The sequence below is a fragment of the Mycobacterium sp. genome, assembly GCF_049281135.1.
In the GTDB taxonomy this organism is placed as follows: domain Bacteria; phylum Actinomycetota; class Actinomycetes; order Mycobacteriales; family Mycobacteriaceae; genus Mycobacterium.
The window spans coordinates 1-15516 of the sequence record NZ_JBAPRN010000411.1 but is presented as its reverse complement, the minus strand read 5'-3'; the positions used below and the strand labels follow the sequence as shown (position 1 = coordinate 15516).

The 15516-nt window shown below is 64.4% G+C and carries 11 protein-coding genes and 1 pseudogene; 6 read left to right on the top strand and 6 right to left on the bottom strand.

Annotation, left to right across the window (positions count from 1 at the left end; all coding sequences use genetic code 11):
* Positions 1 to 62 precede the first annotated feature (62 nt).
* Entirely contained in the window at positions 63 to 1310 is a 1248-nt protein-coding gene (locus WAN02_RS16685) for an HNH endonuclease signature motif containing protein (RefSeq protein ID WP_422265325.1), read from the top strand.
* Positions 1311 to 1650: 340 nt separating this feature from the next.
* Here WAN02_RS16685 and WAN02_RS16680 read toward each other — a convergent pair whose 3' ends face one another.
* The 3 genes from WAN02_RS16680 to WAN02_RS16670 are packed head-to-tail and all read right to left on the bottom strand — an operon-like array spanning position 1651 to position 6596.
* Complete coding sequence (locus WAN02_RS16680) at positions 1651 to 3267, bottom strand: PEP-utilizing enzyme (RefSeq protein ID WP_422265324.1); 1617 nt, start codon at positions 3265 to 3267, stop codon at positions 1651 to 1653.
* A 43-nt stretch (positions 3268 to 3310) separates the two neighbouring features.
* Positions 3311 to 3775, bottom strand: coding sequence for a hypothetical protein (locus WAN02_RS16675; RefSeq protein ID WP_422265323.1), 465 nt, complete (start codon positions 3773 to 3775; stop codon positions 3311 to 3313).
* A 25-nt stretch (positions 3776 to 3800) separates the two neighbouring features.
* A complete protein-coding gene (locus tag WAN02_RS16670) occupies positions 3801 to 6596 on the bottom strand; it encodes a PEP/pyruvate-binding domain-containing protein (RefSeq protein ID WP_422265322.1) in 2796 nt (931 codons plus the stop codon).
* 108 nt (positions 6597 to 6704) lie between these two features.
* On the opposite strand from WAN02_RS16670, the gene WAN02_RS16665 reads away from it, so the two are divergent.
* Together WAN02_RS16665 and WAN02_RS16660 are read left to right on the top strand one after the other, a co-directional pair.
* Positions 6705 to 7352: a TetR/AcrR family transcriptional regulator gene (locus WAN02_RS16665; protein WP_422265321.1), complete on the top strand. Its 648-nt coding sequence runs from the start codon at positions 6705 to 6707 to the stop codon at positions 7350 to 7352.
* Positions 7353 to 7542: 190 nt separating this feature from the next.
* Complete coding sequence (locus WAN02_RS16660) at positions 7543 to 8745, top strand: aminoglycoside phosphotransferase family protein (RefSeq protein ID WP_422265320.1); 1203 nt, start codon at positions 7543 to 7545, stop codon at positions 8743 to 8745.
* A gap of 44 nt (positions 8746 to 8789) precedes the next feature.
* Here the strand turns inward: WAN02_RS16660 and WAN02_RS16655 are convergent.
* From WAN02_RS16655 to WAN02_RS16645, 3 genes and pseudogenes are all read right to left on the bottom strand, one after another.
* A pseudogene (locus tag WAN02_RS16655) lies at positions 8790 to 9203 on the bottom strand (SDR family NAD(P)-dependent oxidoreductase); the annotation flags it as partial.
* Between the two features lie 84 nt (positions 9204 to 9287).
* On the bottom strand, positions 9288 to 10094 hold the full coding sequence (locus WAN02_RS16650) for an SDR family NAD(P)-dependent oxidoreductase (protein ID WP_422265319.1): 807 nt from the start codon (positions 10092 to 10094) through the stop codon (positions 9288 to 9290).
* Entirely contained in the window at positions 10091 to 11254 is a 1164-nt protein-coding gene (locus WAN02_RS16645; RefSeq protein WP_422265338.1) for an aromatic ring-hydroxylating oxygenase subunit alpha, read from the bottom strand. Before WAN02_RS16645 ends, WAN02_RS16650 begins: the two co-directional genes overlap by 4 nt.
* Positions 11255 to 11543: 289 nt before the next feature.
* On the opposite strand from WAN02_RS16645, the gene WAN02_RS16640 reads away from it, so the two are divergent.
* From WAN02_RS16640 to WAN02_RS16630, 3 genes are all read left to right on the top strand, one after another.
* Positions 11544 to 12788, top strand: a complete 1245-nt coding sequence (locus WAN02_RS16640; protein WP_422265318.1) for a cytochrome P450 — start codon at positions 11544 to 11546, stop codon at positions 12786 to 12788.
* A 101-nt stretch (positions 12789 to 12889) separates the two neighbouring features.
* Complete coding sequence (locus tag WAN02_RS16635) at positions 12890 to 14344, top strand: aldehyde dehydrogenase (protein WP_422265317.1); 1455 nt, start codon at positions 12890 to 12892, stop codon at positions 14342 to 14344.
* A 128-nt stretch (positions 14345 to 14472) separates the two neighbouring features.
* On the top strand, positions 14473 to 15516 hold a 1044-nt coding region (locus WAN02_RS16630), incomplete at its 3' end, for an aldehyde dehydrogenase family protein (RefSeq protein WP_422265316.1).

The following is a 15516-nucleotide window of genomic DNA, read 5'->3' as shown; positions in this document are numbered from 1 at the left end:
GGCAACACCTGGGCGCGGATCGCCAGTGGCAACTTGTCGTACCCGGCTGCAAGGATGACGTTATGTCCTCGACTGCACCAGCGCCCGTGGCGGTGAGCCCTGCTGAGCGTGTTGAGGTGTTGTTCGAGGAGTTGGCGGAGTTGGCCGGCCAGCGCAATGCAATTGATGGGCGCATCGTTGAGATCGTCGCCGAGCTGGATCGCGACGAGCTCTGCGGGGCTACGGGTGCGCGGTCGGTGGCGGCGTTGGTGGCCTGGAAGCTGGGCTGGTCATCGGGAAATGCCCACACGATCGCCACCGTGGCGAGCCGGCTCGAGGAGTTTCCCCGCTGCGTTGCGGGCCTGCGGGAGGGTCGACTGTCGCTGGATCAGGTCGGCGTCGTGGCCGCACGGGCGGGCGAGGGTTCCGATGAGCATTACGCGCAGCTGGCGCGCTGCGCCACGGTCAATCAGCTGCGCACCGCGGTCAAGCTGGAACCGCGACCCGAACCCGATTCGCGGCCGCAGCCGCAGCCCTCGATCACCAAGACCTCTGGCGAGGAGTTCAGCTGTTGGCGGATCACACTTCCCCACGAGGACGCGGCGAAGTTCGACGCGGCACTGGCGTCTCATCGTGATGCGCTGTTCGCCGAGTGGAAGCAGGATCACGGCACTAGCGACCGCACATCAGAGAATTGTTCCCCGTTGCCGACCACCGTCGAGGCGTTTATGCGCCTGGTCCAGGCTGGATGGGACGATGAGGCGGCGCGCCGGCCACACGGGCAGCACACCACGGTGGTGGTGCACGTCGATGTTGAGCAGCGCGCCGCCGCGCTGCATCTGGGCCCGCTGCTCACCGACGCCGAACGCCGATACCTGACGTGTGACGCCACGTGTGAAGTCTGGTTTGAACGTGGCGGCGAAGTCATCGGATCCGGTCGGGCGAGCCGCGTGATCAACCGGCGGCTTCGCCGTGCGCTCGAGCACCGCCATCCCACCTGCGCGGTTCCCGGCTGTGGGGCCACCCGCGGTCTGCACGCACACCACATCCGGCACTGGGAAGACGGTGGTCTGACCGAGTTGTTCAACCTGGTGTTGGTCTGCCCTTATCACCATCGGTTGCACCACCGGGGCGTCATCACCATCACCGGACCCGCACCCAACCTCTGCATCACCGACAGCTGCGGTCGACGACTCAGCGCAGGATCGCTGGCACGCCCACCCACCCAACCCCCGCCCGCTGTCCCGCCATGCCTGGGGCCCACCGGCGAGCGCGCCGACTGGTGGTGGTACCAACCCTTCCATCCACAGCCACCACCAACAAACAACTAGGTTGGCTATCGGAGCCGGTCATTACCAGCACCGTAGCTAAGCCCTAACGGGCTGAGGCACAGCGAAATTCGTTCGCGATACCCGCTGCTATCGGATCGTGATAATCAAAGCCGACAACCAAACCCGCAACTCCGCCGACGCGCTACCCGACGATCTGGCCCCACCCTAATCCAGATCCACGCTGACCTACGCACTAACTTGAGCCAAGTCGGGTCTTGGACCTGGACCGTCAGGCCCGACACACACGGTCGTTCATGCACCGATGCCGATGTGCACAGGACACGTGTGATGCAGATGAGGCAAGGCACTTTCCGCATACCGTCGACGGTCGCAGGTCCGGTCACGTCGCCTGTGCGGTGGCCTTCCGCTTGAGCACGGTGACCATCCCAGCGGTGCCGTCCACCCGAACGACGTCACCGGTCTGCAGTGCGCGGCTGCCGTCGCCGGTGCCGATGACGCAGGGGATCCCGAGTTCCCGTGCGACCACCGCGCCGTGGCTGGCCGGTCCGCCGATGTCGATCACCACAGCGGCCGCCAACGGGAACAGCGCCGCCCAGCTCGGATCGGTGAACCGGCATACCAGAACATCGCCCGCCTCGAGGTCGTCGCTGTCGACGGGATCGTGGACGACGAGGACGCGGCCCTCGGCCGTACCGCCGCTGCCCGGTGACCCGACGACGAGATCTCTGGTTTCACAGTGGCTTTGGGTCTTGATCGGAGTGGGCATGCCATGCCAGGTGACGGGCAGCTCCCACTGCTGATACTGGATGCGCCGCGCCCGGCGGAAGGCCACCAGTTCGGCGAAATTCTCCGGCACCGGCCCGAGTAGTTCGTCGAACGTGAAGTAGAACGCGTCGTCGGGGTCGTCGGTAATACCGGCAGCCACCAGCTCGGCGCCCATTCCTCGGACACCGGCGCGGGCACCGTCGAGCCCCATCAGGAAGGCCGCCTTGCCCAGCCCCAGGTAGCGCACCTGCGCTCGGAAGGCCGAGAGCAGGACGCGGGCGAGCACGCGGCGCGCCGGGCTCAGCGCGGCCATTAACTCCTGCACCGCCTTCTGATGCCCGCGAGCGGTCGTCTTCTCGCGCGCATACGGCGCATCGCTGTCGGGGCGTTTGGAGTAGGAGGCCAGCAACGAGTCCAGCGGCGTCGCGTCCTCGCGCCAGGATCGGGATACCGGATTGCCTTCGGCCGGACCGTGAAATCCGTGCCGCGCCAGGAACTCTGACCGGGTGAGCTGTCCACGGGACAGCGCCCACATGTCGTGAGCGATCTGGGTCTCGGCCGTCCGGCCCGAGCCGCTGAGCAGGCGGCTCGCCAGGTCCGGTCCACACACCGACGTCGCCAGCGTGGTCAGCTGACCCTGCACCGCCGGCAGCAGATTTGTACGCGAATACAGGTGCAGACGCATAGCACGCTGATAGCGTCGCTCGGACTCGATCAGCAGTTGTCGCGGTGACATGGTCGCCCGACCGCTGAGCACCTCGGCGCGCCACCACTGAGCCTGCTCGTCGTGCAGCGACTGGATCCGTCGCCGCTGGCGCAGCACGGCCTGCGGTAACCGGAAGGCGACAGCAGGATATCGCCGCCTGGACTCCTTGACCGGCGGCGCGTCGGGCCGCACCGCACCGAAGGCGTCGCGTTCGAAGTCATCGGGCGAGGTGCCCGGCGCCAGCGCCAGCACCGCACGGACGGCGTCGATGTTGATCGCCTGGCGACCGTAGAAGCAGCCCGACATCAGGAGGTTGGGGTCCGGTTCGATGGGGATCTGGCTCTTGGCGATCAGGCCGAAGTCGTACCACGCCTGCCGGACGCTGAACTGATTGATCCGGCGCCAAAACGTCCAGCAGAACGGCGTCATCACCTCAGGACACGCCTCGGAGGTGTTCGCCACCGTCCAGAACCGCCCCGGCTCACTGGACCCCTCGGTCGGATCGGTCAGCGGTAATTGCACCATCCTTGCTTTCCTGAGGATCTGATTAGGACGCGATGTGCGCTGGCTACCCGGATTCATAGTCCGGCTGCAAAGCTTCCCGCCGGGCGCTGCGCTCGAGATGGCCGTACCCTACGCTGCTGTCGGAAGCCGTTGCGCGGACGGGACATTCGGCGAACACGATCAGGTCGTCGCGGGCGTGGTCGACCCGATCAGGTTGTCGTTGGCGTTGGTGGCCGAGACCGGCAGCGCCGTCGTAGCTGCAGTGCCACGTGCGGAAGCTGGAGTCGTTGCGCCAGTCCAGACCCGCGAAGTCAAGATCGGTTCGGGTTGGGCGACCGAAGATGCGCTCCACGGCCAACCGCCCGTCCGGCAAGTAGGCCACGAGGTGGACCCACCACAGGTCGAGCTGGGTCATGCAGCGACCGGCGTGCACGAACGGGCCCGCGCCCGAGTCGTGATCGAAGCAGGCGAAGAAGCGTGTCTCACTCCAACCGTCCGCGGGCACGGGCGGATTGGCGTCGGGATCCATGGTCGGTCAGCTCGAACCGAATTGGCTAGGCCAGCACACAGGTGGCCTCGAGACCTTCGAGCACGGGCTCCGGGGTGTCGATCACGTAGACGGTGCCGGTGTTGCCGTCAAGCCGCACGGTGGCCCCGTCCGGGATGAGTTGGATGGCGTTCTCGACTTGCGCGGCCGGAAATCCGTACTCGCGGGCCAAACACCCGCTGTGTGAGAGCAGCCCGCCCGTCTCGACGATGACGCCGGAGAGGACGGCAAACACCGGCGTCCAGCCGGGGTCTGTGCTGTTGGCGACCAAGATCTCGCCCTTCTTCGCAGTTCCGATCTCGTCGAGGCTCTTGACAACGCGGGCGGTCGCAGTAATCTCGCCCGCGCTGGTCGGGATGCCGCGCAGGACGCCGTTTCCATCGTCGTCGCGCCGCGCCTGCGGAATTTCGATGTGTCCGTGCTCGCGCTGAAGAAACTTCGGCAGCGTGACGTCCTTTTGATTGAAGCGATCGAAGTTGCGCTTACGCCCCTCGATCTTCCAGGCGCTCAAATGGTTTGGTTTGCCCTGGCGGAGGAGGTCGAAGACTTCGCCGCGGGTGAGGAAGAAGACGTCGCGCTCTTCGTTGATCTGGCCACGCTCGAGCAGCCGGCGCCCTACCTCAAGGAACGCTCGGCGGTTGGCATAGGTGTTCTTGTCGATGTGGTGGCGCTCGTTATCGCGCGCTTCGAGGTACTGCATGACGAAGTCGTGAAGGAACTTGAACGCCTCCGCCCGCAGCGCGCCAAAAGGCTTGCGCCGCAGGTTCGTCAGGACGTCTGAGTATGCGGCCTCGCGGGTAGCGCTGTTGCGCTCGTGCATCTCTGCGGTGGTGTCAATGGATCGCAGGTGTGCAGCGAGCGCGCGGTGTAGCACCTTCGGGTCGTCGGCGTAGCGCGGAAAGTATATGTCGCGGTCCGCGTGGCCGCGGTGCCCGCTCTTTGCCAGGAACGCGTCGACAAGAGACTTGACGCTGCTGCCGTCCTCCAAATCCTCGAAGAAATCAGTGCCCTGCTCGAAGGACCGCGTCAGGTCCGAGGACGTGCGGATCTCCTGGGCGATCTCGGCCAACTCGACGTTCTCCTGCAAGGAGGCGGTCAGCGTCGGGGTGCCGGTAACGAGTTGGGTGAAAACCGCGGTGTTGTCGCCGTCGTACCAGTGCTCGATGATCGCCGATAGGCCGGCCATAGCGTCGCGCAGGATGTACATGAACCCGGGGAAGGACAGGTCGACACAGAAGACTTGGTCGTAGGCGATGACGCGGTCGACGTAGGCTTCCAGCTCGGCGTCGGTGAACGTGTGGATCTCATCGTCCGGCAGGCCTTCGGCCGGCAATCCGCGGACGGTCTTGCCGTCGAGATGTTGCTTGAGCAGCTTGAGGTTTCCGGTCCCGAACTTGGCGGGGTCGCGCACGAACATGCCGACGTACTGCTTGATGAAGTCGAGTTTGCCGAATCTGGTCTTCATGATGTCTTCGTGCCAGGCTTCGGGCAACTTGCCGAGGCCATATGCGCGCGTGGCGGGAAGGGCCTCGTCGCAGTAGAACTGGCGCTCAAACAAGCAATCGAAGTAGACGGTCCCCTTGTGGTAGCGAACGACTGGATGCTTGCGCAGGTCGCTTCTGCCGATGTGGTCGGCGCCGTCCCAGAAAAACAGATTCCAGGTGTGTCCACGCCAGCTGAACATCAGCGGGGTGATCGCCCCCGTCCAGGCCTCGTCCGCCCATCCGCGGGAGCGGATGCCGAACGGGTCGTCGGGCACCGGTTGCCAGGCGTTGACGTCGGCGTCCCAGCTGAACTCCACGCCCGTAATCGGCCGTGACTGCAGCAGATACAACTGGCCGCCGGCGAAAGCCCATTCGATGTCCTGCGGCCAGCCACCGTAGTGCCGGGTGACGCGTGCGCCCAGGGCGGCGAGATCGATAACTTGGTCGTCGGTCAGGCAGAACTGTCCGCGCCTGTCGGGGCGGACGTCGTCGACGACGGTGCCGTGGCCGGTCTCGGGGTTGCGGATAAACTGTTGCTGCTTGCTGCCCAACGAACGCTCGAGCACGTGGCGTGACCCCATCACCTCGGCATCGTCGATGCGCAGCGGGCCAGCTTTCACGGTGAACTCGTCCGGGGTGACGATGCCCTGGACAACAGCCTCACCCAGGCCCCAGCTGGCATTGATAACCGTCTCGTCGGTCGCCGCGGTTCGCGGATTGGCGGTGAACATGACGCCGGAGGTTTCCGACTCGATCATCTGCTGCACGACGACGGCGAGGCCGACCGCGAGATGGTCAAACCCGTTGTGTTGGCGATACTGGACAGCGCGTGCCGACCACAACGATGCCCAGCATCGTTTCACCGCGTCGATGACGGACTCCTCGCCGACTACGTCGAGATAGGTGTCGTGCAGACCCGCGAACGAGGTCCCATCGAGATCCTCTGCGGTGCCCGATGAGCGCACCGCAACGTATGCATTCGGGCCGAGACGCCGATAGGCCTCCGCGATCGTGGTCGCGATCGACGGCGGCATCTTTGCGCCGCAGACGAGCTCGCGGATCTCTGCGGTGCGCGCCTCGAGGATGGCGACGTCCTCGTAGTCGATCGTCGCGAGCAGCGCACGGATCCGGTTGCGACTCTTCTCGTTTCGGTAGGCCACATCGTAGGCGTGCGTCGTCACCACGAAGGCCGGCGGGACGGCGTAGCCGGCCTGTGCCAGCTGGCCAAGATTGGCGCCCTTACCGCCGACGACGGCGATATCGCACGCCTCAGTCAAGTCCAAACCGACGACGGTGCTGATGTGCGCTGCGGAGTTCATCTGATGCTCCCTTGCCGAGTACAAACTGCTTAGTGGCTACTAAGTCAAATTAGTGTGCACTAAACTAGCAATTTAGTAGTCACTTGGCAAGGGCGATAAAGTGGGGTCATGGCGATAAAGTCCGCACCGAACCTCCGCCGGGGCACAGAAGAAGTCCGGGCACTGCTGCTCTCGGCAGCAAGCCAGCTCTTCGCCGCGAAGGGCTTCGACGCCACCACCACGAAGGAGATCTGCACCGTCTCCGGAGTCTCAGAGCCCGTGCTTTTCAGCAACTTCGGAAGCAAGGCCGGGCTGTTCGAAGCCGCCGTGGTCGCTCCGTTCAAAGAGCTTGTCGAGCGCTACGAGGCGTCCTGGCGCGAGCAGGCACTCACCACCGAGGCGCGTGTCGAGGTCTTTGTCCGAGAGCTTTTCGATCTCGCGCAGGAGAACAAGGTCCTGCTCCTGTCCTCGATGCTGCTCCGAAGCATCAACGGTCGAAACCCGGACGGCGACATTCTCGACCACGTCGCCGATGCGTTCCAGGCGATGCAGAAAGCACCAGAACTCCAAGCGCCAGCGGGTGATTATGGGATCGATACACCGGTGTCGATTGCTGCCTCCGCCGGAATGGTGGTCGGCGTGGCAGTCCTCGACGACATGCTGTTCTCCACCGGTGCACGACGTCCTGGCCGCAAGCGCTTGATCGCGGAGCTGACGAACATGATCCTGCACGGCGTCGCGCACCGGCTTCCGCCGGACAAACGACGGCGCGGATAAAATCGCGTTTGCCAAAGTGACCACTAAGTTGCTAGCTTGGTGCCGGTTGGAATTAGCGTTCACTAATTAGTGGCCCTGCCGCGCACATGGGCCCCGCAGGGAAGTCCAAGGCATACCAATTTGATTCAGGTTCTCGACAGGAGCAACGATGCCCATCTTCGCCGGCGAACGACGACTATCTTGTGAATTGATGGCGAATCAGGCGCAGCTCGCCGGCCTCGCCGGATCTGTGACATACCACATCGCCCGAGAACGATTGATTACGCCTCGCCCGACGACGCTGCGGGAGGTTCCGCCGTCGCCCGAGCACCTGACCAATGAATGGCTCACCCGTGCATTGTGCGACGCAGTGCCGGGCGCCCGGGTCCTCGACCACCATCTCGGACCGCGTAACGACGGCACGTCCGCGCGAAGGACGCTGAGCGTGGACTATAACGACGACGGCGTCACAGCCGGTCTACCGGAGTTCCTGTTCACCAAATCCTCTCCGACGCTGAAGACGCGCCTCATTGCGGCGGCGGCGTCTCTGGGTCTGATTGAATCCAACTTCTACTCCCTAGTGCGTCCGTCGCTGAACATCGAAGCGCCAACGACCCGCTATTCGGCCTACGACGCGCGAAATCACCGTCAGCTGTTGATCGTCGACGACGTCAGGGTGACCCGTGGCGCGACATTCGCGACCATTTTGGAACGAGTCCTGACCCGCGAACAGGCCGAGCAGCTCATCGATACGCTCGCCGCCCTGCACGCCGCGTTTTGGAATCACCCACTGGGCGCGAGGTTCGGCTCCTGGCTGCCGACGTCATATGAGTGGATGGACACGTTGAATGTGACCATCAACGCGCCGCAGCGAATGGCGATCGGGCTCGAACGCAGCCGCGACGTTATCCCGCCAGAACTGTATGCACGGAGAACTGAGGTGCATCCCGCGTTGATGCGCTCACTGCGGATCAACACCGCCGGGCCGATGACGTTCCTGCATGGCGATGTCCATCCGGGCAACTGGTACGTCGCGGCCGACGGCACGATGGGTCTCTACGATTGGCAGTGCTCGGTGCGCGGCGGTTGGGCGCGTGACATCGCCTACGCCCTGGCATCACATCTGACCGTCGCAGACCGCCGCAATTGGGAACGTGACCTAGTAGCCCGCCACGGTGAGCGGCTCACCGAGGCCGGCGTCGAGCCGCCCGCTGCCGATGAGGCCTATCTCGCCTACCGCCAGCAGATGCTGAACGCACTGTGGATGTGGATCGGGACCGTCGGCCGTAGCCGGGTGCAGCCCGAGATGCAGCCCGCGGACGTCTCCTACGAGACGGTTCGACGTATCGCCGCAGCGGTGGTTGACCTCGAGGCGCTGGACGCCGTGAACGAGAGAGATCGCGCCGTCGCTTGAAAGGCTTTGGACCGGAGCAACAAGAGTAGGCTCCGCGACGGTCCTCAATGACCCGAGGTGCCGCCGTCGACCGCAATGGTGGAGCCGGTGATGTAGCTGGACGCCGGGCTGGCCAAAAATACGACCACGGCGTCGATCTCGCGTTGGGTGGCGACCCGTCCCAGCGAACACCCGGACAGGAAGCGACCCAAGTTTTCGGCTGACATTTCGCCGATCATGTCGGTCTCGACGAATCCTGGCGCGACGGCGTTGACACGAATACCTTTGCGGGCGGCCCGCTCATTGGACAGGTCCCTGGTCAGACCGATGAGCCCGGATTTGCTAGCCGCATATGCTGCTTGCGGCAGTTCGGATTTGACGAGCCCGAGCACGCTGGAGACGTTGATGATGCTCGACCCGCTGCCCATCACCCCGGCGCAGGCCGGGGCCGCCCAATAGGCACCGAACAGATTGACCTCACGTCCGGCGATTCGGAACAGGTCAAGTACGCTTTCGGACGCCTTCATGGAACGTTGTGACCTCCAAATCCCTGGTACGGCAGGTCAGAAGATGGTGTAGCCGCCATCGACGACGACTTCATTGCCGGTGTGGAAGGTTAGACTCGGGTGTGCCAGAAACGATGCGACGGCGTAGTAGTCATCGGCAGTTGCCCAGCGGCGCAACGGAGTTCGTGCAGTTGTGGCTTGCAAGAACTTCGCGTTGGCATGCGACTTCTCGGTCATCGCCGTGGTCGTCCACCCCGGTATCAGGATGTTGACCCGGATGCCGTGACGGGCCAGCTCCACGGCCAAGGTTCGGCCCAAGCCGACCAGACCACTTTTGGTCGTGGCGTACGACGCCTGCCGGGCGGCACCGTAACGCGACACCGTCGACGACACCACGACGATCGACCCGGCACCGTTGTCGACCATGTGCCGTGCGGCCGCGCGCGTAGTCAGGAAGCTGCCGTCCAAATTGGTTCGCAAGACGCGCTGCCAGTCGGCCAAGGTGGTGTCCACATAGGGAGTGGTGTCGGCAATACCGGCGTTGGCGAACAGGCTGTCGACGCGGCCGTAGCGCTGAAGGGTGGCGTCCATCGCCTGCTCGACATCGTCTTCGGCGGCGACATCGCAGACCACCGACCAGGCTTCAAACCCCTCGGCGCGCAACGACGCCACCATCGCTCGGTTGCGCTCGTCGTTTCGGGCCCAGATCGCCACCGATGCCCCGGCCAGCCCCACGCCTCGGGCCAGGGCAGCGCCAATGCCGTTATTGCCCCCGGTGACGACAACTGTCATACCGCTCAAGTCGTGGGTGCCCGAAGGCGGAAACCCGGAGTTGTGGGCGCTAGTCCCGTCAGCGTTCGTCACGAAGTGAGCTTATGCAACTCTCGGCGGAATATGTGGTTCACCAATTCATTGCGCCCCAGCAGCATTGGTCCCGCATTCGCGCTTTCCATGGCCGCCTGGGATCCCCGCAGCAGCGGGAAGTCTTCGTCGTAGAGAACGGCTTGCAGGATGTCCCAGTTCTTCGCCCAAAGCCGTTGCCAACGCGCCTCATCCATCCCTGAATCCTCGACGCTGGGCACCAACATTCGCATCTCCATGCGGCAACGGCCGGCCTCGGTGGGATGAGGCCGGAAGGTCAACAGCTCGAAATGAGTAGTCTGGCGAAGCAAAGTGCTGTTGGGCAACAGGAAATGGCCGTCGATGACGTGTTTGGTCAGAAGCTCGATCGACGGATTGTCATCCAGCACTCGGTCGATCGACTTGCGGGGGGTGGTCATGCGGGCGTGACGGCCGTAGTCCTCGACGGTTTGCACGTTGGTGTAGACGTGCTTCCCTGCCGAATTGGGATGTGCGTATTGGATGTGGTAGTTGTCAATGAAGGCGTCCTGCATGATTTTCCAGTTGACGGGCTCGTCATAACCCGCGCTGCGGAAGGTGATGAGCCGATCAATCTGATAGCCGGCCAGCATCTCGTTGACGGCCTCGCCCAGCCAGGCGGCGACGTCGATAGAGGCGGAAGCCTCATCGACCATCCACACCAGCCCGTGGCGTTCCTGGGTGGGCAACTCGATCAGGCCGTGCTGGGCAGGGTCCACCTCGCCGAAGGTATTGTCACGCGTCACCGCGCGTAGCGAGCCGTCCGGGTTGTAAGACCAGCGATGGTAACCGCACGAGAACAACCGGCAGCTACCTCGTTCCTGCTCCTCGAGGAGCGCGCCGCGGTGTCGGCAGTGGTTGACAAACGACTTCACTCCGCCGTCGCTCTGGCGCACCACGATGACCTTGTTGCGAGGCATCTGCAGGGTGAGGAAGTCGCCTGGGCGCGGTATCTCGGAACCGTGGCAGACAATCGATGGCACTCTGCCAAACACCAACTCGCGTTCACGCGCTGCGATGGCTGGATTGGTAAATTCCCTGGGCTGCACGGCGACCACCTGGCCGAATTCCTCTGTGGTGCCGTTTTTCAGGTGGTCGAGCAGCTTCCAGATACGTTCGTCCGGCGCCGTCAAAGCCTTGGTCATCGCCGCGCCCTCCTTGCGATCCGTCACGTCAAAGAGTGTAGCCAATTATCTACCTTCACTAGGTTTACACCATCCCGCTGGACAAACAAAGAAGCCGGGCAGCCATGGCGATGGCGTGCGCGCAGCCGGTTGAGTGGGTAAGTGATGCTTGACACGGTTTACCTAGGACCATAAGTTAACGACATTGGGCCTGAGCGACAATCGGTTCGGCGGCGCGGGCGCTTTACGCGGGCCACTGGGGCAGCCCCTGCTCAGCAGAACAATGGGTATGGCAGGAGCGAGCTTGGTTATGACCACGACCACCAACGCAGTCCCAGCGGACCTCATTGTCGACTTCGACGTTTACGATCCCACGCTCGCCGCGCCGAAAGACGTTTTCCAGCAACGGGTTTTGACGCTGGCAGCGGTGGGTCCGGTGGTCTATTCCCCTGCCTACGGAGGCCATTGGATCGTAACCCGGTACAAGGATGTTGCTGAGGTGCTGCGCGACCCCGCCCGGTTCTCCAGCTACCCCAATAACCTGGTTCCGCACGGCTTTGGCAAGTTCATCCCGCTCGAGTACGACCCGCCTATACACACGGCATTCCGGCACGCGCTGCAACCGCTTTTCAATCCGCACCGCATGAACGCGCTAGAACCGCGGATCCGCGCCATTGTGACCGAGCTGATCGACGGGTTCGCCGCTCGCGGGTCGGCGGAGTTCATCGCCGAATTCGCCCACGAGCTGCCGGCGCGGATGTTCTTGGCGCTGATGGGCTGGCCGCTGCGGGACGCGCCCATGTTCACCGAGGCCACCGACACCACACTGCATGGCATACCAGGCGCCAGCGAGGAGGATTCCATGGCCGCCCGGGCCGAAGCTGCCGGCCGGATGATGGACTACTTCGCCGCCGTGATCGCCGATCGGCGCACCGGGTCAGCTGATGCGTCCGATGTGACAGCATCGATCATCAACAGCGACATAGAGATTGACGGCGAGCTGCGCCGGCTCACTGACGAGGAGTTGTGCAACATCTTCATGCTGCTGCTCATCGCCGGTTTGCACACCACCCAGGGATCGCTGGCCTGGGGCATTATGCATCTGGCGGCCCACCCTGGGCAGCGGACCGCGCTTGTGGAAAATCCCGCTTTGATTCCCGCCGCAATGGAAGAAGTGCTGCGCGTGGAGGCAGCGGTCTCCCCGGGACGGCGGGTGGTCCATGACACCGAACTGGGTGGGGTGCGGCTGCGCGGCGGCGATCAGATGTTGGTCATGCTCGCCGGCGCCAACCGTGACGGACGAGAGTTCGACAACCCCGACGACATGGAAGTGACCCGCACGCCGAACCGCCACCTGTCATTTGGCACCGGACCGCATCGATGCCTGGGCTCTCATCTGGCGCGCGTCGTGTTGCGTATTGCCTTCGAGGAGCTGCTGCGTCGGCTGCCCGATATCGAACCCGATCCCGACCGACCGTCGATATCGAACACGGCGCAAGTGCGCGGCGTGCTGCGATTGCACACTCGCTTCACTCCTGAGACGTCGACAGCGTAACTGGCCCATGGGATCCAATTTCGTTCTAGCAGAGAGAATTCGAGCCGGCCACCGAACGGCGGTCGCGTGATCCGGCGTAGCAAGCGGCGGAAGGAGTCGATGTGAACGTGCATGAGGAGCTACTCGTGGGCGGCGAGTGGCGCAAACCCGCGTCGAAGGCACGGATCGGTGTCGTGTGCCCGTCGACCGAAGAGGTCATCGCGCAGGTGCCCGACGTCGGTGCCGAGGACGTCGACGTGGCGGTGCGGGCCGCCCGTGGTGCGTTTGACCGAGGGATATGGCGCGCGATGGGCGTGTCCGAGCGGGTCGAGGTACTCGAACGTGCGCTGGAGCTGCTCGGGTCACACATCGATGAGATCAGTACGGTCGTGACCTCAGAAATGGGTCTGCCGACCAGCATTGCCGGGGTACAGATCCCTGGTGCGCTGGAGACCGGACGCTACTTTCTGCAGGTTGCGCAGGCCGATCCGGTCAGCGAAGTCAGACAGACCCAGCTGGGTGCCGCCGCGGTCGTCAAGGAGCCGGTGGGTGTCGTCGCGTCGATCGCACCGTGGAACGGCCCGTTCAATTTGGCGATTACCAAGATCTTCCCGGCCCTGGTGACCGGCTGCAGCGTCGTCTACAAACCCGCACCAGAGACCCCGCTTGACGCCTTCTTTATCGCCGAGGCTCTCACCCAGGCAGGCCTGCCCGCCGGAGTTTTCAACCTGGTCACGGGCGGTCGGGAAGCCGGTGCGACGCTGGTGGCCCACCCCGGGATCGATAAGGTCAGCTTCACCGGGTCCACTGCCGCAGGCCGCGAGATCGGCCGACAATGCGGCGGCGATTTCAAACGGCTGCAGCTTGAGCTCGGCGGCAAGTCGGCAGCAATCGTTCTCGATGACGCCGACCTGGAAACGACCATGACCGGGCTGGCGATGGGCTGCTTTTTCAATACCGGCCAAGTGTGCGCGGCCTACAGTCGGGTGCTGCTGCCGACGAAGCGCTACGACGAATTCACCGCGGCCCTGGTGGCCACCGCCGAATCCTTCGTCGTGGGCGATCCGTTCGACCCCGCCACTACCATGGGCCCGCTGGTTTCGGCGCGTCAGCGCGAACGGGTGGTGTCTTACCTCGATGCCGGACGGGACGAAGGCGCTGTCGTTGCCACCGGCGGTGGGGTCCCTCCCGACCTGGAGAAGGGCTTCTATGTCCAGCCCACCGTATTCACCGGCGCCGATAACTCCATGCGAATCTGCCGTGAGGAGATCTTCGGGCCGGTGGCGTCGGTGCTGCGCTACGACACCCTCGATCAGGCCATCGCGATCGCCAACGACTCCGATTACGGGCTGCACGGTGGGGTGTTCACCGCCGACCCCCAGCGTGCCGCGGAGGTCGCACGCCGGGTGCACACGGGCACCTTCAGCGTCAATGCCTTTGTCTACAACAGCGAAGCACCCTTTGGCGGGGTGAAGAACTCCGGCATCGGCCGCGACACCGGCCCCGAAGCCGTGCAGGCCTACTACGAGCTGAAGACCATCAACCTCGACGCACCGACCGCGGCGCTGTTCAGCTGACCGGGCGTGCAGTACGGCTTTCACATCCCGCGAATCACCGGTGGCATTGGCCCCGACGACGGCTATTGGGAAGCATTGGAGGAAGGGCACATTCGCCCACCGGGGGTCAGCCCGCACAGTGAAAGGACATGACACCCTTGACTATCAACGACATCAGCCTGGATAGGGATGCGTTCTTCGTAGCCGGCGCCTGGGTGCCCGCGTCCGCTCCGACAAGCACCACTGAGGTGCTCGAAGCGGCCACCGGCAAGGTATTGGGCAGCGCGGCGTTGGCGGGCACCGCCGACGTTGACGCTGCGGTGAGCGCCGCAGCAGTGGCGCTCCGCGGTCCATGGGGGGCCACACCGGGGGCCCAGCGCGCTGAGGTGATGCGCGCGATGGCCACGTCGCTGCAGGCGCGCGCCAAGGACACCGCCGCTCTGGTCAGCCGCGAAAACGGTATGCCGCGCCGACTTTCCCTGGGCGCCAATGGCTTCTTTCCGTCCATCGCGCTGAACTACTACGCCGGACTGGCCGAACACATTGACGACGAAGACGTGCGGGCCGGCACGCTTTCGCAGGTCAATGTCCGCCGCGAACCCGTCGGGGTGATCGCGGCGGTGATCCCGTGGAACTACCCCATGAGCCTGGCGGCGATGAAGATCGCCCCAGCGCTGGCCGCCGGCTGCAGCGTGGTGCTCAAGCCGCCGCCGGAGACAGCGCTGGACGCCTTCGCGTGGGCGGATGCCGCGATCGAGGCCGGATTGCCAGCCGGCGTGCTCAACGTGATCCCAGGCGGCCGCGAGGCAGGTGCCGCGCTGATCTCGCATCCCGGGGTCGACAAGGTCGCGTTCACCGGCTCGACCGCCGCCGGACGGGTGATCGGCGAAATCTGCGGGCGGCTGCTACGGCCGGTCACGCTGGAGCTTGGCGGCAAGTCCGCGGCGATCGTCGCCGACGACGCCGAATTGGACGCCTTTGTTGCTGCGCTGCCCGACATCTGTCTGCCCAATAACGGCCAGACCTGCCATGCCAGTACCCGCATCCTGGCGCCGCGGTCGCGCTATGCCGAGATCGTCGACGCGGTCACCGACACAGTCCGCGGGCTGCGCGTTGGCGATCCGCTGGACAAGGCCACCCAGATCGGGCCGTTGGTCAGCGCGGCCCAACGTGCCCGCGTGCTCGGCTACATC